The sequence below is a fragment of the Pseudomonas sp. GW823-FHT02C02 genome (assembly GCF_058797635.1).
In genome coordinates this window covers 140,992-163,183 of the sequence record NZ_JBXAJV010000014.1, presented here as the reverse complement: position 1 = coordinate 163,183, position 22,192 = coordinate 140,992, and the positions used below count along the sequence as shown (strand labels likewise).

At 54.9% G+C, this 22,192-nt stretch carries 26 protein-coding genes; 16 read left to right on the top strand and 10 right to left on the bottom strand.

What is annotated here, in order from left to right:
- Nucleotides 1-84: 84 nt before the first annotated feature.
- From AC1ROI_RS23450 to AC1ROI_RS23410, 9 genes are all read right to left on the bottom strand, one after another.
- Nucleotides 85-372, bottom strand: coding sequence for a hypothetical protein (locus AC1ROI_RS23450; RefSeq protein WP_102599804.1), 288 nt, complete (start codon nucleotides 370-372; stop codon nucleotides 85-87).
- Nucleotides 373-650: 278 nt separating this feature from the next.
- A complete protein-coding gene (locus AC1ROI_RS23445; protein WP_102599803.1) occupies nucleotides 651-1,103 on the bottom strand; it encodes a hypothetical protein in 453 nt (150 codons plus the stop codon).
- Nucleotides 1,104-1,154: 51 nt separating this feature from the next.
- The gene (locus tag AC1ROI_RS23440) at nucleotides 1,155-2,012 is read right to left on the bottom strand and encodes a transcriptional regulator (protein WP_102599802.1); all 858 of its coding nucleotides are present in this window, start codon (nucleotides 2,010-2,012) and stop codon (nucleotides 1,155-1,157) included.
- 100 nt (nucleotides 2,013-2,112) lie between these two features.
- On the bottom strand, nucleotides 2,113-2,598 hold the full coding sequence (locus AC1ROI_RS23435) for a DUF2726 domain-containing protein (protein WP_256580180.1): 486 nt from the start codon (nucleotides 2,596-2,598) through the stop codon (nucleotides 2,113-2,115).
- A 123-nt stretch (nucleotides 2,599-2,721) separates the two neighbouring features.
- Nucleotides 2,722-3,339: a hypothetical protein gene (locus AC1ROI_RS23430; protein ID WP_146013513.1), complete on the bottom strand. Its 618-nt coding sequence runs from the start codon at nucleotides 3,337-3,339 to the stop codon at nucleotides 2,722-2,724.
- 58 nt (nucleotides 3,340-3,397) lie between these two features.
- The gene (locus AC1ROI_RS23425) at nucleotides 3,398-3,796 is read right to left on the bottom strand and encodes a hypothetical protein (RefSeq protein ID WP_102599800.1); all 399 of its coding nucleotides are present in this window, start codon (nucleotides 3,794-3,796) and stop codon (nucleotides 3,398-3,400) included.
- Between the two features lie 35 nt (nucleotides 3,797-3,831).
- Nucleotides 3,832-5,703, bottom strand: coding sequence for a UvrD-helicase domain-containing protein (locus tag AC1ROI_RS23420; protein ID WP_102599799.1), 1,872 nt, complete (start codon nucleotides 5,701-5,703; stop codon nucleotides 3,832-3,834).
- Between the two features lie 25 nt (nucleotides 5,704-5,728).
- Nucleotides 5,729-6,019, bottom strand: coding sequence for a hypothetical protein (locus AC1ROI_RS23415; RefSeq protein WP_102599798.1), 291 nt, complete (start codon nucleotides 6,017-6,019; stop codon nucleotides 5,729-5,731).
- Nucleotides 6,020-7,755: 1,736 nt separating this feature from the next.
- Nucleotides 7,756-8,280, bottom strand: a complete 525-nt coding sequence (locus AC1ROI_RS23410; RefSeq protein WP_102599797.1) for a hypothetical protein — start codon at nucleotides 8,278-8,280, stop codon at nucleotides 7,756-7,758.
- Between the two features lie 226 nt (nucleotides 8,281-8,506).
- Between AC1ROI_RS23410 and AC1ROI_RS23405 the strand changes: the two genes are divergently transcribed.
- The 13 genes from AC1ROI_RS23405 to AC1ROI_RS23345 all read left to right on the top strand — a co-directional run bounded on the left by AC1ROI_RS23405 (nucleotide 8,507) and on the right by AC1ROI_RS23345 (nucleotide 18,249).
- Entirely contained in the window at nucleotides 8,507-9,538 is a 1,032-nt protein-coding gene (locus AC1ROI_RS23405; protein ID WP_102599796.1) for a ParM/StbA family protein, read from the top strand.
- A complete protein-coding gene (locus AC1ROI_RS23400; RefSeq protein ID WP_173678026.1) occupies nucleotides 9,531-10,172 on the top strand; it encodes a hypothetical protein in 642 nt (213 codons plus the stop codon). The genes AC1ROI_RS23405 and AC1ROI_RS23400 overlap by 8 nt, the downstream gene beginning before the upstream one ends.
- A gap of 45 nt (nucleotides 10,173-10,217) precedes the next feature.
- On the top strand, nucleotides 10,218-10,745 hold the full coding sequence (locus AC1ROI_RS23395) for an RDD family protein (RefSeq protein WP_102599795.1): 528 nt from the start codon (nucleotides 10,218-10,220) through the stop codon (nucleotides 10,743-10,745).
- A 190-nt stretch (nucleotides 10,746-10,935) separates the two neighbouring features.
- Nucleotides 10,936-11,334: a hypothetical protein gene (locus tag AC1ROI_RS23390; protein WP_102599794.1), complete on the top strand. Its 399-nt coding sequence runs from the start codon at nucleotides 10,936-10,938 to the stop codon at nucleotides 11,332-11,334.
- A gap of 708 nt (nucleotides 11,335-12,042) precedes the next feature.
- Entirely contained in the window at nucleotides 12,043-12,303 is a 261-nt protein-coding gene (locus AC1ROI_RS23385) for a hypothetical protein (protein ID WP_102616825.1), read from the top strand.
- Nucleotides 12,304-12,318: 15 nt separating this feature from the next.
- Nucleotides 12,319-12,555, top strand: coding sequence for a hypothetical protein (locus tag AC1ROI_RS23380; protein ID WP_102599436.1), 237 nt, complete (start codon nucleotides 12,319-12,321; stop codon nucleotides 12,553-12,555).
- Nucleotides 12,556-12,576: 21 nt separating this feature from the next.
- Nucleotides 12,577-12,918, top strand: a complete 342-nt coding sequence (locus tag AC1ROI_RS23375) for a nucleotidyltransferase domain-containing protein (protein ID WP_102599437.1) — start codon at nucleotides 12,577-12,579, stop codon at nucleotides 12,916-12,918.
- 151 nt (nucleotides 12,919-13,069) lie between these two features.
- Nucleotides 13,070-13,717 (top strand): hypothetical protein, encoded by a 648-nt coding sequence (locus AC1ROI_RS23370; protein ID WP_102599438.1) that lies wholly within the window; start codon nucleotides 13,070-13,072, stop codon nucleotides 13,715-13,717.
- Between the two features lie 651 nt (nucleotides 13,718-14,368).
- Nucleotides 14,369-15,391, top strand: coding sequence for a lambda-exonuclease family protein (locus AC1ROI_RS23365; protein WP_102599440.1), 1,023 nt, complete (start codon nucleotides 14,369-14,371; stop codon nucleotides 15,389-15,391).
- A gap of 125 nt (nucleotides 15,392-15,516) precedes the next feature.
- Nucleotides 15,517-16,071: a hypothetical protein gene (locus AC1ROI_RS23360; RefSeq protein ID WP_146013512.1), complete on the top strand. Its 555-nt coding sequence runs from the start codon at nucleotides 15,517-15,519 to the stop codon at nucleotides 16,069-16,071.
- A gap of 232 nt (nucleotides 16,072-16,303) precedes the next feature.
- Nucleotides 16,304-16,609 (top strand): hypothetical protein, encoded by a 306-nt coding sequence (locus AC1ROI_RS23355; RefSeq protein WP_146013511.1) that lies wholly within the window; start codon nucleotides 16,304-16,306, stop codon nucleotides 16,607-16,609.
- 171 nt (nucleotides 16,610-16,780) lie between these two features.
- Nucleotides 16,781-17,065 (top strand): hypothetical protein, encoded by a 285-nt coding sequence (locus AC1ROI_RS23350; protein ID WP_102599441.1) that lies wholly within the window; start codon nucleotides 16,781-16,783, stop codon nucleotides 17,063-17,065.
- Between the two features lie 26 nt (nucleotides 17,066-17,091).
- On the top strand, nucleotides 17,092-18,249 hold the full coding sequence (locus AC1ROI_RS23345) for a hypothetical protein (protein WP_102599442.1): 1,158 nt from the start codon (nucleotides 17,092-17,094) through the stop codon (nucleotides 18,247-18,249).
- 436 nt (nucleotides 18,250-18,685) lie between these two features.
- Here the strand turns inward: AC1ROI_RS23345 and AC1ROI_RS23340 are convergent, their stop codons facing one another.
- Complete coding sequence (locus tag AC1ROI_RS23340) at nucleotides 18,686-19,306, bottom strand: hypothetical protein (protein ID WP_102599444.1); 621 nt, start codon at nucleotides 19,304-19,306, stop codon at nucleotides 18,686-18,688.
- A 302-nt stretch (nucleotides 19,307-19,608) separates the two neighbouring features.
- Between AC1ROI_RS23340 and AC1ROI_RS23335 the strand changes: the two genes are divergently transcribed.
- The 3 genes from AC1ROI_RS23335 to AC1ROI_RS23325 all read left to right on the top strand — a co-directional run bounded on the left by AC1ROI_RS23335 (nucleotide 19,609) and on the right by AC1ROI_RS23325 (nucleotide 22,178).
- On the top strand, nucleotides 19,609-20,427 hold the full coding sequence (locus tag AC1ROI_RS23335) for an HDOD domain-containing protein (RefSeq protein ID WP_102599445.1): 819 nt from the start codon (nucleotides 19,609-19,611) through the stop codon (nucleotides 20,425-20,427).
- Nucleotides 20,428-20,445: 18 nt separating this feature from the next.
- Entirely contained in the window at nucleotides 20,446-21,105 is a 660-nt protein-coding gene (locus AC1ROI_RS23330) for a hypothetical protein (protein ID WP_102599446.1), read from the top strand.
- 125 nt (nucleotides 21,106-21,230) lie between these two features.
- The gene (locus tag AC1ROI_RS23325) at nucleotides 21,231-22,178 is read left to right on the top strand and encodes a hypothetical protein (RefSeq protein ID WP_102599447.1); all 948 of its coding nucleotides are present in this window, start codon (nucleotides 21,231-21,233) and stop codon (nucleotides 22,176-22,178) included.
- Nucleotides 22,179-22,192 lie beyond the last annotated feature (14 nt).

Below are 22,192 nucleotides of genomic sequence, written 5' to 3'. Positions count from 1 at the left end.
TTACGGGGAAATTATAGGTGCGTTTAACGCACCTCGACAAGTCCTATTGGCGTCAAATCGCAAAAGATTTGCCAATGATCTGACTCACGCCCAGAAAGGTTCTATGGCTGGGGTTTCGTACTCCTGGATCGCCGCTTTGTGCTGCTGGTTGTGAGCTCGGTACCGCTCGATGTGCTGCTGACAAAAAACTTCGAGCGACTGCTCGTCGAGTCGCGGCGAATACACGGCGACCGGGGTGCAGTCCTGGTCAGCAAACTGCAAGGTCCCGTCGGGATACATCGCCCGGCCGATCCCACCCAGCAGCATTTCGACCTCGGTGGTGAATGGAAACTCGCCGGCCTGGTCCGGACGGAAGTGGTTCGCGTCGTTCATTGGGGTAATCCTGCTATGCGGTTGACTTGACGAACGACACAGATCGTTCATGGGGTTGTTCGGTACGTCGTTTCGGGTGGCCCGGGCTCACCGGCGCCGGGACCGCCCGGCGGTGTTGAAATGTGCCATCGTTAGTGAAGGACTTTTAACACCACTGCGACCCCTGAATTCAGGGGAGTTGCCGTTTCCCAGATGTGCCATCGTTAGTGCTCGATGGTTCGGATGGCACAATTGGTCAAGTCGGCGCTGTTTTTTGCTCCCTCACCAGTGGCGAATCATTACTCCGTAAACAGAGGTTTTCGGCTTTGCCAGTAATTTGCGTAATCAGGTTCCGCAAGATTGCGAATCCAGGGAATGGTCCCTACGCGTCCACTGACCTTCATCAGGACCGATGTAAATTGGCAGTAGTCGCCTGCATGGACTCTGACCTTAGCTCCAGACAGCAAGCCTTCGGTCACATAACGCCGTTCGATAACCACCGCATCACCCAGCACAGCATCGAACCATTCCTCGTCCATTCCCTTTGACGGGACAGCTTTGTCTGGCCACAACCGACGCGGATCGTCTGAAGTGTCTTCAAACCAGATGGCCAATTCGACGTACACAGGCGGGCGATACCGCTCTTCCCTGATCGGTGCTGCTGATCCTTGCTCAAGTGCCGCTTGGCCCGTTTCTGCCGATGCAGGTAGAAAAATGCCGGTCAAATGCCGCAAAAATGGAAAAGAGAACATTTGTACTCCACCCGTGAAAATGAATCCTTGGCCACAAAAGCCAAAGCCGGATTACAGAAATACGGACTGGGAAGCCAGCGGCGCCGGCTCAGCAGTTCGGGCGCCCTTCCGACCAGACTTCTTGCCCCGGCCTGGAGTACTCAGGCTCACGCCGTACAGCTCACACAAACTCGCCAGATGCTCACCGTTCAGAAGGCGGTGGGTTTGGCTCAAGCGCAGCAAGATCGCTTTAGGCGTGCGCCGGTGTGCTTTGGCCAACGCAGCAACGTCAGATCCATCCTGATACGCCGCTACGAGCCGCTGATCCTCGTCATCCGTCCACTTGCTGCCTTGTGCGGTTGACTCGGCTGCCGCCGGAGATTCGGCCGGTACCGCCGCTGGCGCCTGAGGGACATTTCCTGCCTCTGGTACCGGTGGCAGCTCGGCGTCGATGACGGTCGAGAGCATGGCCAGCCACCGGGTTCGATCGGAATCCCGCGCATGGTGAAAGTTCACGCTGCCGATGATCGCCATGGGATTCACATTCAACGCAGTGGCGACCTGCCAGGCGTGGTAGTTGTCGAGCAGGTCCTTGCCGGTGCGCCAGCGTGAAAACTGGGTTGGGCTCACGCCCAGGAACTCCGCCGCCGTCACATCGCCATGGAACCCTTTGGCCTGTTTGAGCTGATCGAGCCAACCCGCCGCCGACTTGACTAACTTCACATTCGGGCTACCGGTGTCGTTGGCGAACGGCGTGGAGCGCTTTGAGCGCTGGGACAATGCGGCGGCGCCAGCGGCGGCAGCCAATCGCAAGTTGGCAGTCAGCTGCACCCGGTCGTCATCACACTCGCGACCGGTTTCATCGAGCCCGGCGGACAGGTTGACCAGAATGCCGATCGAGCGGTTTGTCAAAGCCTCGTTGCTTGCCATCTCTCCTACCTCCTCGGTACAGGTATCGCCATTGCGTCAAGGCGTGCCATACACAGGCAGGCCGGTGACACGAATGTCCCGGCCCTACCCTGGCGCAGATCTACAGCTTCAGGTCCTTGCGGATCTGGGCCGCCGCCGGCATGTTCTTGTAGCGGATCACCGCTACCCCCACCGCCTTCATCAGGTCGTCGCGACGACGATCCTTGGAGCGGGCCTTGAAGTTGTTGTGAGTCGAGTCGTCGACCTCCACCAACGCCACAGGCTTGAGCTTCTTGTCGCAGAGCAAAAAATCGCACCGGTTGTGGGCGACCACATGCCGGGCGTGGTTCTTGTCAGTCAGTGCTGTGGCCTTCACCTTGATGAACGCCCCGAACACCACTTGGGGAGCAATGACCAGGTCATCGCGCACCGCTTCCCTGAGCCGCCAGAAAAAATCCTGCTCCCGCTCAGTCAGCAGCGGGATGCACTGGTAATGCTTGGTCGAGTACTTCCTGCGGTTGCCCAGCTGGAAATACACGAAGGCCGCTACTGCGCAGGCGAACACCACGATTACGGTGTTGCCATCCAAAACGTCTGCAAGTGCCATCTTAGCTCCTTTTTCTAAATCTATACACGTACCAATACGTGTTATTGGCAGTATCTGGCGAATGGTTCGCCTGTGTGTTTGGTCAAGTCAGAATTACTTTTTGCAGCGACTACAGCGCCCGGCTCAGGACAACGCCTGTTCCTGTTCGGTTGCTTCATGCAGTTGATCCGCCACCGCAACAGGCTGCGGTTGCTGACTGAGCACGGAACGGATAGAGTCAGCGAACTCCAGCGGCACGCTCGTGCTGCTTCGCAACGCCCCATCCAACTCCGACAAATCGCGCACAGAACGCCCAACTGCAACTTTGCGTGCCGATTTGACCAACTTCACAAACCGTTCTTCGTAGCCTCCCAACCCCAACGCATTCTCACGCTGCGCCTGCACCAGGATCAGCTGCACCACCGTGACTGGTTCAACGGCGGTTACCGCCGTACACGCCCGGGCCAGTGCCAAAATCTCGTTGGTGTGCATCCACTGGGCGAGTAACGGCGCTCGCCGGTGGCCATTGATACGGACCAGCATCGCCTTGCCCCGCTCCGACAGGGTGAACACCTTCGCGCCCCGGTGTGCCTCGCAACAGGTGCGCGGCTCACTCTCCACCAACCCCGCACGCTCAAGATCCCAACACGCGCCCAGCGCCTCAACCGAATGCTCGCGGCTGTGAGACCAATGGCGAGAGACTTTCCAGAGGGGCGCATTGCCCTCGGCCCAACTGCCCTCCCGGCCCAGGGACCGGAGCATGACAAATTGTGCCATCGTTAGTGGTGGGCGGACCGCAGCAACGCCCGGGCCTGAATGATCAATCATGTTCCACCTCCAGGTGACCGGTCACCGCCGGCAATTGCTGCGACCCCTCGCCGCCATCCACCGAAACGGTGGCCCCGGCGCCGCGACTTTTCCCCTTCCCGCCCTTTGGCTGATTCAATTTTCGGGCGGCGATCCCCAACTTGACCGCCTCGAGGATCTCCACCGACATCCGCTGCTGAACCAGCCGCGAGTTACCGATCCGCCAGTTGGCCTCGGTGCGATCGGCGTCCGCCTCCATTGCCCACACCTTCAGCACGGCGCGGGCTTCGGAGATACCCCCTCGCACCTGACTGAAGATTTCGAACATCATTGGGTCAATCGAGACCGAGGTCCGCTTCGATTTCCCGCCGACTTCGCGCCTGTACACGATGCGTATGAAGTCATCCGCCATGGCAGCCTCCATCACCGATCAGTGATCGACGCATATCAGGCCGCCTCCAACTGGATGTTGGTGACCAGGCGTTGAGTGACCGCCTCGCAGTCGAGGAACAACACCGCCGACAGCCGGCCGCAACGCACCATCGTGGCCACCGCATCGGCGACCTCAGCCACCGAACCGCCCAAGGCGCCCGCCAGACCGGCCGCCGTCAGCAGACCCTGGCGCAGAATGGCCAGTTCGATGCGCGATTCCAGTTCATCACCGTCGAACAAGAGCGCCGCATCCGCGCCCACCAGCTCGGCCACGTTGGCGAACGCGCCCACGCCGTACTCAACCGCGACGAAGCCACCCTCTGGTTCACCCGCAACAACCAGAGCAGCCCCCCCGCCTTGTACGGTGCTGTTCGAAGCCGCCAAAGCCGCAGTACCGACTCGGCCGGCGGTTTCGCAGTAGCGCACGATCGCCAGGATTTGCTCATTCAGCTCAATGGCCGACTTCGCCCGGGTCAATGCCACGTACAGCAGGTGCAGTTCCTGACGCAGCTCAGGGGTGTCCAGCACCAGCGGCAGGCCGCCGTCGGTGATCAGGTTGTGGAAGTCGCTGAGCAGAACCAGCTGCGGGAATTCCAAGCCCTTGGAGCGGTGGGCAGTCAGCAGCGCAACGTCGGCGTCTTCGATCTTGCTGACGCAGGCGGCCTTGATCTGGCTGACCAGCGACGGGATCTGATCGCCGTACTGTTTGGCGACGCTGATCAGGGAGTGGATCTCCTTGTCGTCGGTATCCTGGGCGTACGCCTCCAGCTGGGCGAACGAAGCAAAGGCACTGATCAGAGGATCGCGCAGCTGAGCACCGGTGTTGGCACGCAGGTGGTGAACCTCAACCAGTTTGTCGAATGGGTACTCGTCGACCCCACCCACGAAGTGCAGGCGCTTGGTGCCCAGCAGGGCTACGGCGCTGGCAAACAGTCGGGCGTTGGTACGACCGATGATTGCGTATGGCTGGGTACGGTCAACCTCGAAGCGAGTAGTGAGATCCAACCGCGACGAACGCACAGGTTCCTGCTCGCCGGCGAACTCACGCAGCAGCATGGTCGCCAGTTGGGCGATCGCTGGGCCGAAGCGATGGCTTTCGGAAATCGTGACCACCTGATCGAAGTGCGCTGGGTCGAAGGCGTTGTATGCCCCGCGGAAGCCGAAGATGCTCTGGAAGTCATCACCGGCCAAACGCACCGGGATGGTCTGGCGCAGGATCACCGCAGCAAAGACTGGGTTGGTGTCCTGGTACTCGTCCAGCAGGATCTCGTTGTAACGGTGGCTCAGGTCAGGCTCGGTCATCGCCCACAGCTTGAGGTAGCCATCGTGCGGCATGCGCAGCGGTGTGGTGTCGAGGAACTCGGCACGTTGAGCCTGGCTTTCGCCGCAGCCCCGGGACCACTGACGCAGGCGTTGCAGATCCGACCACACCAGCTCAGCCCACTGCACGGCTTTGGGCTTATCGGCGGTGGAGATCATCGAAGGTACGTGCGACGGCAAGATCTCGTTGTCGGCGGACACCATGAAATTGTGCAGGGTCTCACGCAGATGCCGGGCAAAGGCCATCGGGATGTTGTAGGCCTTGGCCAACTGGGACGGAAACAACTCGCCGTGCTTGCCGGTCTTCTTGAACTGACCGCCGACCTCCCACGCCAGACCATGGCTGGTTTTGGTGACGACGTTGGACGGAAAGCGGGCAGCTGCGTCCTCCTGGTTGGCCTTGCCGAAGGTGACGTACAGAAGTTTCAGCTGCGGCTTGCGCACCGCGTGCTCGATCAACAGGGCGGTCTTGCCGGTACCGGCTTTGGCACGAACGAGCAAACGGTGCGCGGTGCTCGCCAGAGCAACAGCCTGCTCAGTGTTTGGGGTGAATGCTATTGCGGCCATTGCCGGCCTCCTTGTGGTTTGGGTTTTAGTTGCGATCGTCGTCGTCGCGATGCCATGGGCTGAACAGGTCATCCCATTCGTCTTCTTGCTTGCTGAATTCAAAGCGTTTGCCTGGAGCTTTAGAGCTGCTGTCGCGGAACAGGTTGAAGAACAACACCGCCGGTACGGAGCCAGCCACGACCAGCAGCAGCGACAGGGCAAACGCCCAGCCCGGCATATGGTGCTTGGCGTAGGTAGCAAACAGGGCACACACCAGTGGCAGAGCAATGCAACCCAGCGCCTTCCCAATCCATTTGATCAATCCGAACTTGGCCATTTGCGGCTCCTAGTGCACAACCATTTATGTCTCAACGATACACATAGGTTTATATCGCCGCAAGCCATTTTATAGGTACGTGTTATAAATTATTTGCACAACCATTTATGCCCAATGCCCGACAAAAGCCGTCGGGTGATTGTCCAACCATTTATGCCCGAGCGCTGACAAAAAGCCCAGATCCCGGCGTAACCATTTATGCCATGGCTGGACCATAAAAGCCGGTCACCGGCGCCGGTCATTGCGCCAGCCACCTGCAACCCGGATTCGGGATGAACCGCTGATCACCGGCAAAGGAGCCCAAATGAGGGAAAGGGCTAAAGCAGCGAGACCGGCATTCCGCCGCTGGCACCGCCGACAAGCAAGCCGCCCACCGACGACACGCAACCGCTACAGGCAGCCACATCCCCACAGCGCCCGCTGCAAGCCCGCGCTCAATCAGCCCGCCACCGCCAGACCGCAACACCGAAGGCACCGACCAGAAAGAAGCCGACTCAGGACTGACCCGGGGCCAAGCCGCAAGCCGACTCCGCCCACCACCGCACGCCGCCGGAACGAAGGTGCGCAACGCAAAGCCGCCGGTCGACCAGCACCATGCCCGACCGCGGCCAGCACCAGGTGCGACATCGCCCGTCACCGCTAGCAGCGTTCCTGACGTGCCGCATCCGACACCGCGCTCCTGCTCAGCGCCCCTGCCCTGCCCCACCGCTCTTTCACCCCGTCGCATCCGTCTCAGCCCGCCTGCTCTTCCACCCCGTCAGATCCCACCTGGTGGTCACCACCGAGAAGCCGGTGAATCGCTTGGCATCCGCGTAGGGATCACTCAGCCGACCAGCGGGCTCACCGCCGACGGAGCTCTACCGGACCTGCCCGGGAACGGACGTAGGAGCGTGAACGACACAAATGGTTATGCTTACGCTGACAGAAAAGCGCGTATCTCAGCGCCAGCAAAAGATGCGGTGGAACCAGAGAGAAAGAACGACCAATCCAAACCGAAGAAGGCACAAGTGGCAGATGCACCGGAAGTACGTGCCAGTGCCGGAGAAAGAACTTACTCCCGCAGTTCCAAGCAGGCTATCAGTCCAATCGGAATGAGGGAGAACTACCAGAGATGAATCGGCAAGTGGAAAAAGAGAATGGATAAAGCAGAAGCAGCAGAGGCGACGCATCGAGCAGCGGTAGAACTACCGAAGTGAGAACCCGCAGAGAGAAAAGAGAGTGTGACAGAAGTGTATCTGCAACAAGTGGCGGCGGAACAACAAGCGGTGCCGCGGAGAAGTGGAACAACCAGAGGAAGTACCAGCACGCGCAAAAGAGATTTCGACACAAGTGCCGGGCGCACAAGTGCCGGAAGAACGACGACGCCAAAGGAGAAAAAGAAATTAAATTAATTGAAGGGATGGGCGCGGGTGGCGTGCAGCCATAGAAGGGAAATGCCGGTCACATAATCAAACTCGGCCTGCCATCGATCAGCAGAAAGTAATTCTCGGCAATCAGGTTTGATTTCGCCTCAGGTAAAGCCTCAGGTCAGTTCGGCATATTACCGTCAGGATTCTGATTGGACTTAGCCAAAGCCTCAGGTCTAACTTCGCATATCACCGTCAGGCTTCTGGTTCGTCTTTACCAAAGCCCGGTTCTGACTTGGCCCACCACCGTTAGGCTTCTGGTCCCACTTGGCAACAAAAAAGCCCCAACACCATTACGCGTTGAGGCTTTCGGTTAACCGCCCTGGGTGATTACTCCACTTCCATCTTCCCTTCGAATTGCATTTCAACCCGATCAAGCATTCCGTTGACCAAGGCCTCAAGTTCATCAAGTTCAGTGCCACGCTTGCTGACCGCAAGAGATACGCCATGCATCAAATAGCGAAGGCGATCATGCATTTGCCCACGCAATTCAAAGAGTTTCGTGATCCGCTCGCACAAGACCAGCATGAGTTTGTGGTTGGGCTCGAACTCACGGGATCGCTTGACTCTCTTTGTCAGGCCTTGATGGCTGACGTTGGTAGAGGTCCATTTTCCCTTGCCTGCCCTGAGCTTTCTGTACACCCGGATGAAGGGTTTCGCCTGGCCCCGGTGCAGGTTGAAATCAATCGCGATTCTGCCGGACTGGAAGGGCTGCATGACGTAGAGCAGTTCGCCCATGCGCATAAGCAGGTTGTCGATCCGAATCAGGTAGTCGACGGCGGTATCCACCGACTCCTTGGCAAGCCTCCGAAGGTCCTCGAAATCGTCGATGCTGGGGGGGTTGTGTATAGCCATTGTTTAAGCGTTGCTCGGGGGGTTGTGTATAGCCGCACCAGGGGGGTGCGCTCGGGGCGGATTTTCTTTGGATTCTGTCTGTATTGTCAATACGTGTTATGTATCTTAAACTTCAACCAATGCGCAGTATGAAGTACACACTTCTGATTTCCCCCTGGGTAGTGAGCAATGCGCAGTGCGCATTGCAATCCACCTTTAAGCAATTGATTTAACGAGGTTTTTAAGAATGCAAAGTCGCACAGTTGTCGGTCTAGATGCGGGTCGTAGCGCCATTAAAGTGGTTGCTTACGCCGAAGGAACCCGTTTTCCTATCATGTACCCTACCCTGGCGGTTCCCGCGGTCGAATTGACGGACCCAACGACAGCCGAGCGAGCGAAAGCGGAAACCGAAATAGTCGACGGTAAAGCCTATTTCACTGGCGACACCGCCCGACTTCAAGGCAATCTCACCTCCTCGATCGGTTTGAATGATGACTGGACCGACACCCCGGAATACCTGGCACTTGTGAAGTCCGCATTCAGCCGACTGCACAAAGCCGGCGTTCCTAATCTGGACAGTGCTTATGTCGTAATTGGCACTCCCTCGAAACTTTACGGCACCCGCCAAGAGCGCTTGGTTGAGAAAACCAGACAGGCACTTCCGAAAGGTGTTGAGATCAAAGCCCTTCCACAACCGATGGGTGCTTATTGCGATTACGTGCTCGATAAGTCCGGCATGCCAATCAAAGACAAGTTGATTGGCTCCGGTGGTCGCACCAAATCCTATGGCGTCATTGAGGGCGGTCACTTCTCAACTGACTTTCTTCTGATGAAAGAAGGCCAATATATTGAACGTGGTGCTGACTCCTGCTCCGGAATGAGTGCGGCAGCTGAACAATTGCGACGCGTGCTCGCAAAAAGAGATTTGACTGCGAGCCTGGTGGAATGTGAGGAAGCGTTTCGTACGAAGACGCTCTTCCAATTCGGTGAAGAGATTCCTATTGCAAGTGAAGTCCTGGAAGCACAGAGCCATGTTGTTCAAGAAATTATTTCTAAGGGTAATTCGCTGTTTGCTGACGACGCCCGATCCTTGAACGGTATTTTAATCGCCGGCGGCAGTGCTGAGGCAATCCATGCAATTACCTCTCAAACCTGGAAACACAGTTTTCTGATGGAAAACTCCCGCTGGTCGGTGGCGGAAGGTTTTGCACGATATGCACTGGGCCAACTTATACGGGCATCCGTTGGCGCCAAACAACAGGTAGCCGCGAATGGCTAAGCTCGTACGGGTATACGATCCAGACGAAACAGAACGGCGAATTAACTTAATTCTCCCGGATGCAGTGTGCCCGGGCTTACTCGAGTTCATGTCAGAACTTCCATACGGTAATGACACACCATTAATCAGAGGTGTTTTTTATCAGTGGTTTATTCAGCACAGTGAAGCCGGCACTCTCGACGATGCGTTGAACAAAGTTTTGTCTGGCCCCGGCGGATTGATTTCAGTTGGCTCCAAAGGGGCCCGAGAGCCTCTCAGTGCGAGACCTCGCAAACGCGTACCCAAGCAGCGATCTGTAACGGCAAAAGCTGGTGGTCGCCAGCCAGTTACAGGCCATTCAGATGAACCTGCTTTGTCTTATTCGACTGTGGCGCAGGATCTTCAACCTGCCTTACAGCCGCCGGCTCAACCGCAACCTCCTGAGCCTCACCAACAAACCGAGACCGATCTGCCCTTACCAGGAATACCTGCCGCCCAAGCAACGGTAGTTCCAGCTTCCCCCCTTCCGGCATTGCAACCGGCTGATCAGCATCCACTACCCGTGGCACAAATGGGCGTCGTCGTTGACGGCGGCCAGTTGCCAGATGCCGAGCAGGTAGCACTTCTTAATTCCATGGGCGCGATGTTCCCCTAACCCTCTCCGCGGCAGCCTCTGCCGCGGCCATTCAAGGCTCAGATAATGAATACTCTGCTGAACACCGTGTTTGTCATTCGACGGCTTCTGGCCACCGCGATCGACGGGCTCCTGGTCACTGCGTTTACGCTCGTCTTGTTGGCGGTTACCGCTTTAATTGCCGCCCACACCTCCCCCGCACTTTCAGTTCCAGAAGGTATGCCGCTTGATCGGTGGTACGAGGGAATTGCCTTGAGTTTGGCGCCCTATTTTATAATCACTTTGCCGCTCGTTTGGTTGCTGTACGAAGCGACTCTGATCAAGGTCTGGAACGGTACGACCCTGGGGAAATTTCTACTCCGGGTCCGGACGGTCTCCCTGGTTGGCAACATCTCGTTCTGGCAAAGCCTGTTCCGCACCACCCTCAAGATCCTGTCCATGTTTCTGCTGTTGAGTATTGCGAACCCTTATGCCCTGGGCGCAGTGCTGGTCGCCTTCATGGCCATCCCTGTTTTCACCGTGAAAAACCAGTGTCTTTTTGACTTGCTGGCATCGACCACCGTCACTCGTCGTTTCATCTCAAAGGCTGGTTGACGCCAGTTAATCGGCAGCCCCGCCCCACGTCGAAGTTTACGGCCCTGGTCGACCCGATCGCAGGGTACGGACCGTGAAAGGTGGCCACTCCAAGTATGCCCCCTTGTGCATCATCACTCAGCGTAAGGCCTATGACCCACTAACTGGGACGCATAGCCGCCCCCCTCAATACCAAGACTGGAACTAACGAATGAAACTGATTCTTGCTGGCCAACCTCTTTTCACCAAAGACGGGCGTGTGATGGGAAACGCTCGTGTAACAGGGGCTTTCGACCTTAATGGTGTGTCGTGCTACAACATCGTCACTGACTTCGGAAATGCTGCCAAGTTGAATGCTCGTGAGATTCACAACGCCTTTTATCTCCAACGCCCCCACGAAAATGATCAGTTGCCCATGGTTGAACAACTGCCACACGGCATGCGACATCTACACCTCACCGAAAGTCATGGCATGAACGTCGTGGGGATGGCCGAGATGGATGGCATAACCATTCAACACGATGGCTGCCAAGGAATGATGATTTTGCAAATTCCTGCCGAAAGCTGGGAAGGCGTATCGAAAGCTTTATTCATTCCCGATACTGTCTAAACCGTGTCACCACCGACCTCTTTCTGAGGTCGGTTTTTTTTTGCCTGGCCTATCAAGGAAGGCGAGTGAGTGAATGCCTTCACCGATTACAAAGCGCTGATATGCATCACCAGATACAAAGTTTACGGATACTCCCACTGGAGAAGCCAGTCAGGTCCGAGGTTGCGAAGCCTCCTTTGTAGTCAACACGGTAACGGGTAAGCGCATCACCCACATACCGCCTGATAGTATCGCTCCCTAATGCATCCCTTGTGTCTTGCTTCTGTGTTCTCAACTCGGTGATGCACCGCCAGTTTCGAGATCAGACAATAGTCGTGCATCGGGCTTCTCCCGATAGCAGACAACACATGCTTGGATGAATAGGTTGTAGCGATACTCCCTCAGGTCGTTCACCCCTAAGTGAACAGCGCAAATGACTTTCCCCGGACACCACGTCCTATACATAGCAGCCAGGTGCAACTGGTGGGGATTTCGCTAGGCTAGCCGAGCCGTGAACGTCGTACTGCTATCGACAGATCCAAAAGGCGCTCAAAGAGGTGAGCCCAGTCTTGGTAATGGTGGATTTTCCATCTACAGAGCCGCGGCTTCTGTGATTACCGAGGCTGGGCTCTTTTGTATATCAAAAGACCCAGCTTTTTTTTGCATTTTTTCCATCACTCCCCTTTTCGCACCTAGGTTATAAGGAGACCACCGATTTGGAGTACCTCCATGGCGAAGACAGACCGCAATAACCCTCGCACCCTAGCTTGCGTCCGCGAGCAACTGAGCACCCTGGTGGCCGAGACAACCCAGGCCGATTCATCCCATGACTACGGCTATTTCAAGGGGTGGGTGGGGGCGCTGTACTGGGCTGACTTGATCGACCATCCCACCTGTGAGGCGCTGAAGTCCGAGGCACACGCGGCATTTGAACAGGCGCTCAGTCAGATCGGCGCCGGTACTGCCCCGTCCAACAGCCGGATCCACTGAAAGAAATCATGCGCGATGCCCATCCTACGCCCGTTTTTTGTTCCGCTACCGTCGTTGAGCGCTGCCCAGGTGGAGGCTGGCGCGAGGCCCGGAGAGAGCTGGGAGCAGGCATGCCAGCGTCTGGAAGCAGCGAACTATGCGCTGCCACCAGAGCATTACGATCTTGACCCAGGTGCCGATTTCACCAGCGCCGGGCCGCACGATGAGTGTGAAGGTGTCGAGTGGCAACCGGGCGAGCTGGGCAACAACTGAACTGATAGAGGAAACCGGATCGTGAGTATCGAAGATATGAAAGAAGCCGTCGCGAAATGGGCCAGCACACAGCCACTTATTCGCAAGGCGTATCTCTTCGGCAGCCGGGTTCGCGGCACGCACAAACCAAACAGCGATCTTGATGTTGCGGTCGAGATTTACACCTTGCAAGGCGATGAAAACCCATTAACCACCTGGACCTGTGAAGCCCAGCGGCTCAAAGCGTCTACAGCCGGAGTCGTCCCCGTGATCATCGATCTAAATTGGTACGGAGGCCCAATTGAAACGCCATGCGTTCACGCCGGCCTCCAAGATGGCAGTATCGTGGCTTTCGATGCTGATAAAACCTGTTCGAACCAATAGACAAACTGAACACGGAAAGCTCATGTCAGGCCTCAATCCCGGCCACGAGAACTCAAATCGCCTACGCTTTAACTTTTTTTTCGATGCCACATTGCCACTAACTCAGATACATCAGTATTATAGTTACATGTTATTCCAAGGAGGCCCCAACATGTTCAAGATGCTGTCCGCTGCCATCCCCGTCTCACTCATTTTTGCCACCCTCGTCGGCTGCGCTGAAAAGCCTGTGCTCGTCGATAATGGGCCAGTCCGCATTCAATCGTCGTTGATCAATGCTCGGTTACAGGAAGGTTGGAAAGGTACGGTCAAAGCTGTATCGACCGACACGCATACCGAAATGGCCGACTTCGTGAACGAGTCGCTGAAGAACGCGAAATACAACGTCGTGCACGGCGATTCAGACCTCACCTATTCGATTCGTGAGATCTACGCTGGGCCAGCTTCTGAGTACAAGGAAGCCCATACCGGTGCCGGCGCTGTTCTGGCCACCGGCGCATCTGTGGCCTTAACGGTAGTTACCTGTGCAGCCCTGAACTCTTGCACGTCACCTGGTGTGCTCGGAAACGGCGTGGCCATGAACATGACGGCGGCCACAAACGCTGCCAATAACACCAACGGTCAGTCAGTCGAAAACCTGAATAAGACCAACCTCGTCATACACAGCATTTGCCTGGGCGGTCATAGCTGTGCGAGTTCGGCAGCAGCAACCTCTGATCCTGCACTATCCCTGGATGATCTCCGCAAGGAAAATGCACAGTTAGGTCTTACCACCGCCATGCGACTGAAGAACAATTACTGAAGGCAAAAAAAACCCGGCTGTCACGAATGACGGCCGGGTGTGGTTTTTTAAGCAGCGAGCCATGCTCGCGATGTGACATTCGCTGCAACAGCGCAACGCGTTAGCAAAATCCGGTCTTCACCTGCGTCGCTCCAAAAGCCTTCGACGCTCAAATACCCATCTCCGTGACTCAGTACCCTCGTCCGCTTCGGTAGCTGGCTTTCAAGCCCAGGTACACAAACTGCGTTCTCTCCGCGCACCAAGAGCTGTGCATCGGGAATGGTCCAGACGTCCGCATTGCCCGAATGACTCTCCGCAAGCCTGATCTTCCTAGACTTGACTGAGGAAAAGAGACCGCGATCAAAGTTTTCAATCAATGCCACCGCATGGACCGGGTCCATACGGTGAAGCCTGTACCCTCGAGCGCACAAACGTGTCGTTGCCGGCACCGCAAAAATGCCAATCCTCGCCAGACCATGCCTCAAGTCATTCATCGAATCGTTCACTGAACTGTTCATAGGTTTAAGCCCTCAGGGATTGTCTTGTCACCCGGAGATGCCGAACACCAGGTGAGAAATTGAAAATCCGTGAAGGCGTTAAACATCTCTACCTATCAGGGCAACCCACAGGCAAACCGCCTGAGGCCCGCTTTCATTTGTGGAGAGCAAAAACATGGCGATGCAGATCGTTACGGGACCAGCTACAAAGCAAAACTCGCCGGAGTGGCTCGCCTGGCGCGAGGGCGGAATTGGTGCCAGTGAAGCCCCAATAATCACGGGTACCTCGAAGTTCAGAACTGCTTACGAGTTGTTTCGCATCCGCCGAGGAATCGGCCCTCCCCCGCCTCCCAATCCATTCGTGGATCGGATTAGAGAACGCGGGCACCGCCTCGAACCCGTGGCACGAGTAGCATACGAAAGGCACACCGGATCCACGGTGACGCCTCTCATCGCGGTAAGCGCGGCGTTTCCTTTCATCAGAGCTTCGTTAGATGGCTACAACGGCTTCGACGCTATACCGGTCGAAATTAAATGCCCTGGAGATACAGCACACTCCCTTGCACTCAAAGGAGTTGTTCCTCCGGAGTACGTCGACCAGCTCCAGCAGCAGATGTTTGTCACTGAAGCCACGTATGCGCACTACTACTCCTTTGATGGGGTAAAGGGTGTGCTGTTGAAGGTCCCTCGCGATCAAAATCGGATAAATCAAATTTTGGTAGCGGTTCAGGATTTTTGGAATCGACTGCAAACCGGTAAGTGGGGAACAGATGAGTGGACCGCGGCAGCCGCAGCTTGGCTATCTGCAAACCACAACATGCTGCTCGCCCAGGAGCGCGAAGAAGCAGCAAGGGCGTTGCTTGTTTCTCTAATGCCGAAAGGGTTGAAGCGTCATGAAGGAAATGGCGTTTCCGTATCATTGAGCTCAAGAAAGGGAAATATTGACTGGCGAAAACTCTTTGCCGATCACGGGATAACAATGACAGAGGATCAACTCAATCAGTACAGGAGGGCTACCTCGGACAGCGTAACCATTCGTGATCTGCAAGGAACGCCACTGAGCAGCAACGCGTCGCCGCACATCCGATCCGTTAACTCTTCAATGTCGAACCAAATGGTCACGGTACCTGCGTTACCAAAGCCATCTGCCCATGACGTACCGGTCGTACGCGATACAGGCCGGGAGTTCATTTTCTAAAGACCCACCGCCCCCCAATTTTTTGGGGGGCTTTTTTTTGCGTGGGTGCCCAGGTTCCGACAGGTGAACCATTAGGTCCACCTGTAAACCATCCCCAAGCACGAGGACTATTTATTGGAGCGGGTATGCGCAAAATCAAACTCTCGGCAAGTCAATCGGTTTGCCTGGCTTTAGCTGCCATTGGTTTAACTTTAGCGGTGTGCGGAGGTCGTACTTACCTGTGGATCTTAATTCCAATCAGCATTGGAATTAGCATGCCTTTTTACTCTCTGGTGAATACGGGATATTTCACGTATTACCCTCCAGAAAAAAGTATCGAAGTTACTACCCAAAAAACAAAGCAATTAACGTCGCCGACTAAACCAGATAGAGAAGTAAAGACATCGGATACCAAACAAAAAGACTACGATCTCCGTGATATTCCATACCCACCTAAAAGAAAGGGTGAGCAACCGATAACAAGTCTTCCATATGGGAAAGGACTGTCTCCACAGAAACAAACAACCAAGGTCTCTAATCCGAGGTGTGCCCTACTAGGTCCCAAGCCGTCAACTCTATCTGGAGCCCGCAGTCCAGAGCCCCCAATCGGGACAACGCTTTCGCTTTTCACCAACGCTGACTCCCCTTCTACACAAGAGCCTGAAGAGATTTTTGTGAAGCCAGACTGCATTTTTTTGTGAAACCCACCAAAAACCGTCGCCATTTTTTTGGCGACGGTTTTTTTTCCTATATTTTTTGTTTACATTAGCCCTAACGAGCAATATTCAAGTTTTGGTCTACAAAAAAGACGCATACCAATTTTTGCACGCACTAAAGTGTAAGGAAACGGTAACATTTATGGCGCCTTTTTATTGACCACGCGTTTAACAGTTACCTATAATTTCCATCGTGGATCCAACCTAACGGAATTCGATGGATATTATGGTTACTTATATGTCATATGGCTTTGACAACAATCACGGCGCAACGGAAATCGGGCTTACTTCGCTTGGCTGTCTTTCCGTCGATGGAACGCCCCGCTGCCCCAGGTACCAAAAAGACTGCAATGTCCCATGCACAACTCATTGCATGGTTACCGCAATGAGTGACTTCCCTGAAGCCAAAGCGGAAATCCTGCTGGCCGGAATCTTGATTGCTTCGACTCATGCCGCATCGCTGGCAGAAATGCATGGCGCTTTGTCCAGTTTCGAAAACGCGATTCAGGCCACCTGTATCTAACAGCTGGCACGGTCCACCCTTCTAGTTTCACACCCTCGCGCTGCACGGAAACAGTTTTTCGAACCGATTGCATCTTCTACTTACGCGTTATGGATTCGATTGACGCAATCTGTCACGTACGTATAATCAACTTCAGCAGCCCACAGTGGTCGCTACCAGAGGTAATGCTTCATGAACCACGAATACACCCCAATCGAGATTGGCTTGGATGCTCTCGGTGTTGTGCTTGGTCAGGCCCCGCTTATTGAAGCCGGGATTAACGGACGTCTACTGACAAGCCAGGTGCAGGAGGTGAATGAACGCATTGAACGCTCCATGCTTGAATACCCAGAGATCCGAACTGAGATCCTGGCAGCAGGCATGAAAGTCCTACTTGAGGTGTCCAGTTCCTTGGAGCATTTCAGAGAGGTTGTTCTCCCCCGTCTGGATCGAACTGTGGACAACGTGGCTGCGTAGGATTTTCTGAATCAACGAGCCCCTCTATGGCAGCAGAACAAGCAAAAGCTCCGGAGTTGGAACTGAATCCGGAGCAAGATAGAAACACCAGCGATATCCCTGACTCCCTCCTGAGCCCCCCTGGGAAAAAGTCGCCATTCGAAAAACTGTGCGAGAAGTACATTTTGGATGGCGATCGCTCCCCTCTCCTCGTCAATCGAATCGCCTATGCGATGAATCAAGACGAGCGCGTTCGCAAAATCTGCCGCGTAAAAGCCAAAAAGAACGGCTGTGACCTCAATGATTTTGATGAGGTATTGCAACGCGTTATGGAGGTGTTCTTTCACTCCCAGCTCCCCAAGACTGTCGACACCGACGCTGTCTATGCTGTCGTTTACGCCGTCGCCAACAATGTGACCCGTGAGGTTTTTCGAGACCGCCAGAAACTGGTCGTGAATCACAGTTCTATTGAGGACATGCTGGAAAGGGGTGAGGAGATAGGGCAATCGACTCTGGTGGATCATGAAGAAATCGATCACGATCGTGAAATAGACACTCAAACTGCCACAAAGCGGATGGCAGAGGCACTTCAACGGGTGATAAGCGGAGAACAGACTGTGGCAGATTCCGGAGTATTCCAGATGGAACAAGACCCCCTAGTGCGTCTTGTACTTCAAAAACAAGAAACCGATGACGAAATTGAAACACCGGCATCCACCGCCCAGCGCAATTCACAACCCACTACTGGGGAAAAGAAAGCACGCGGGCGCACCGAGCTATCTGTCGATCAGCAAGAATTGGTCGACATCGGCAACAAGCTGGGCCTTCGTAACCAGGACTATGCTTTTGCACTCGGCATTGGTCTCCCGCGGCTTTCCTCCTACATCTATGGGCGAACAGCTTCGGTACCAGACGACGTAATGAACAAGGCCCGGGCGCTGTTTGCAGAAGAGCCGCTTCGCGTCGAGCGGTTGAAGCGATTCAACCGGCCGATGAGCCAGATTTTCAAAGAATGGGAAACACGCCTCAATCCCAAGAACGATGAAGATCTCGCCACCATGCTGGGCGTGACCAAAATGACGATCTACCGCTGGCGCAACGACGAAACCAAACCTGACCCTACGGCACTGGCCAGGTACGAACAGTGGATCGATGAATACGAGAAGCGGTTTTCCCACATGCTCGAGCAGCGGTTAGCCAAATAACCCAAAACCCCCGCCTCAGAAGCGGGGTTTTTTTTCATCGTTGAAAGCTCGGCTCGGTACGGAACGTACACCATGATTTGTCTTTATGATGCATACGCAGCTTCTGGCCACCACCACCATATCGCGACATTGGGACCTGGTATGGCGTTTCATGGTCTCTACGTAATTACCAGCCCTCCCACGGTTCTCACCCGGGGTAGTGAAGAGTTCTACTCGTTTATCGTGTCGGACTTAACGGGACGTATGCCCTGCTTGATTCCAGTGCACAGAACTCACTGGCAGCAAACCCCGGAATTTGAATCACAGCGAGTTCTGATCGAGGGGAATACTGTCCTTATACAAGAGAACTTGACGGCCCTCGTCCGAGACCTGGAGCCGGTGAAAATAATCTGGTGAGCAAAAAAAAACCTTCTGGACTTGGTCCAGAAGGTTTCTCTTATGTCAGCGCCCTGATGCAGGCCTGACTCAATGCAACGCGGGTGAAGCTGGCCATCGTGAGAACCTGATAGGCAGCGGCAACCCTCCCCTCCTCCAGCGCCACAGTCGCCAACGCATAAAGCGCGTCGGCCGGCACAAGCTCAGTCTCTAAGCTTCTGGAATCCTCGAACACGATCGTGATCTCATCATCGGACGTCAGTGATTGGCCTGAACACAGCCCATCAAAAACACCCGGAGCCTGGGACAGCACGAGGTCGAAGAACTCAACGAAGGCGCGAAGCTCGGCAGACTTCTCGTCAGACCAAGAGGTGCGCCCAGTGTCGAGGGAAGTTTGAACTGTGTGAAGCACGTACTCAACAGCATCCACCTCACGCAGAAGATCCTGATCCGCGGAAAGAAGCGCCTCAGTGAGCTGAGCGCCTGTACGCGCATCGGCCACACGGATGACTTCAAGATCACCGCCGGCGTCGCTGTAACGGCACTGGGAGATGACACGGATCATGGCTTCATAGGAGGTGTCAGCGTCCACCACATCACTGAAGGCTTCCCCACTAGGGAAAAGACCTGAAATGCGCAGGGACCGAGAATTGAGTTGAGTAGTTTGTGATTGCTGAATCATGGGGAATCTCCTGAAAGAGTATGCAGTTGAGGCGTTCCGCCTAACGGCCTTGCAACAGGAGATGGTCAACAGGAAGTTATAATCGTGCTCACACGGAACAGTACTCATGGATACTGTCAAGGCTATTTTGAATCCTCGTCGAGTGCTGTTATGCGTTATGGGTGATTATAGTGGCCCTTGGGAATTACCATACGGACTAGGATATTGCGGCCAATTTCTGCGAGAGCCACCCGAATCGTTGGGGTCACCCTGCACCCAACGCTACAATTCGCACCGCGAATCGACCTAACCTGCGAGAGACTATGAGAAACCTGGAGCGGATATTCAAACGACCCGCAGCACTGCCAACGATCTCGACTGTTGTCATGGACCTGTACGAGATGACAAAGGACTCCGCGGTTCCTCTGTCGAACATCGTGAAAAATATAAGCGCTGACCAGGTCTTGGCAGCGAAGGTGCTGAGAACAGCCAACTCCGCTTATTTTGGCCGTAGCGGGTCAGTGTCGCGTCTCGAGGATGCAATTTCGACCATCGGGATACACACGCTGCGAACCACTATCATTACGAACGGTCTGATGAAAGCGATTCCAGAAGTGCAAGGCATCGATATGCCCGCCTATTGGAAAATGGGGCTTCATACTGCGTTCATGGCTTCTCACCTGGCCGCAAAAACAGACCATGACCGTGATGAGGCATTCACGACAGGATTGATGCAGGGTTTAGGCGTGCTATTGATTCACCTTGTCATGCCGGATGAGGCGTCGGAAGTAATTCAACACGTAGGCCCTTTGGACTTTATGGAACGCCGAGAAGTTGAAATGGATCTACTAGACTTTGACAACGCGGAGGTGGCCGCTGAGCTCCTCAAACGTTGGAAATTCCCGGTGGCTATCCAAAAAGCGTTGCTCACGTATTCCAATGTTGAGCCACTACCCGATAAGCTTGGCCAATTGCTATCAGTATCCTCGGCCTTCGCTTTTAGTGTTGTCTCGGGGTTGGATGAATCTTCTGTTACCGAACGTGTTGATCCCAATGTCATTTTCGGATTCGGCTTAGCTCAAGATTGGTGGGCTGTCAGCCGAGATAGGGTATCCGCTTCGGTGAATTTGATGATTGTATGAAAACGAAAAGGATTCGTCGTGCTTAAAGGGCTCCGCCTTTATCAGGCCATAATTGACAGAAGCGATCTGCTATCTGTCCCGTTCGCAGTCGCCAGTAATCAGTGTGGATTCACTGCGGACTCTCTTGCCAGTTGCTTCGGCGATGTGTCGAGGTCCAAGCCGCATGTGTTACTCGATGTTCTGGATCGCAAACGTATCGATAAAATTGCCGCATTCTTAGGCTGCTCCGGGTTTCGTGTGCTGCAAATGGCAGACGTGTTCTGCTGGTCGGATTATTGCTTGATCCAGTCCTCCGCTGTGTTCAAGTCATCTTCAAATGCACAAGACAGCCGAGAAGCCGCGGACTACTTTGACTCCGTCACGAAATCGAACGTCGCCGGCTCAGCTGAATTCATCATTGATGAACTGATTGCCGCAACGTGGTCTACCGATCTGAGGGAGGCAGCGGAAAAGACGCAGATACCATTATTGAAGCTTCGGTCCTGGCGTGTTGGTAAACCCATGCCGACGTTGAAGGATTTGGAGGCCATTCGAGTCCTCGCAAAACACCTGGATATGGGGACGCCATTGGTGATGATGGCCCTTGGTGTGATCAAGCCAAACGACTTCATGATTGATGGTATTGCGGTCGACATTGAGTCCGAGCTGAACCATGCTTTGGACGTAGAGATACTGTAAAAAATCGCCCACGATTACCCGCGTAAAATGCACGGAAATAACACGTATTGATAAGATACTGGATGATTGCTAAGATCTGAGCCAGGCCTACTGGTTGGATCTTCCTTTTGCCCAGGACTTGAAAAATGTTCAATGCACGCGTGACCACCTCTGACCTCCTCCGCCTAAAAATACCGGCCCCCTCGATAGAGGTGCTGGAGGAGATACACACTCTCGAGGGCAGCACCCTCACCTCCTCGATTGAACGCGCAAACGCTGGCGACGCTCAATCGATTGCTTATCTCCAAGGCATCTTTTTCTCAGTTCTCCCCGTGGTTACCGACCGCCTGGCCACCGCGAAATTAACTGCGCCAAGCATTCCTTTGCTTGTTGCCATCGGCCGTGAAGAGGGGCCTGTATTTGCAAAGGCACTGAAGCGCTGGGTAGATAGCGGTTGCCCAGAAAACGGCGACGGCGGGTACCTGCGTAGGACCTACGCCAAGGCATTACATGCCGATTTCAATAGGCCTGCGGGCAGAGATGTGGTCGAAGCGGCCAACGACGTTTCCAATGGCTCTGTCGATGTTGGTGTAGCGGTTGGCCAACCTGATGAGCCGCAGAAGCAGCAATCCGGAAAAAACTATGTGAACCGGCACGTGTATGGCGGGAAGGTTGCAGTTTGCTTCTCTGCCGATCAGACCCGGACCGAAGAGCACACCATTCGGATTGAAGCGGCTTTGGCGTCTGGTACCCGCACCTACAACTGGGAAGACAAGATCGCGATTCAGCTGTCGACACGGGAGCTACCCTCGGTGCTGGCAACTTTGCTTCAAATCCAGAGCAAGTTCGATGGCAAAGGCCACGGTGCGCAGAACGAAAAATGGTTCTCTCTGGAAAACCAGCCAGGCAAAGTGTTTTTATCGGTGAATGCTAAGGGTCTGGCCTCGAGGTCGTTACCGATCGGACCAGGTGATTGCTATTCGGTTATCACGTTGGTGATGGAGCAAATGTTGAAAAATGCCCCTTTCCTCACTGCTGAATCGCTGCTGGCCCTGATCAAACGAACCGGCCTCATGGCATCCTCGCAGGGTTGAACCCCTCACCTTCT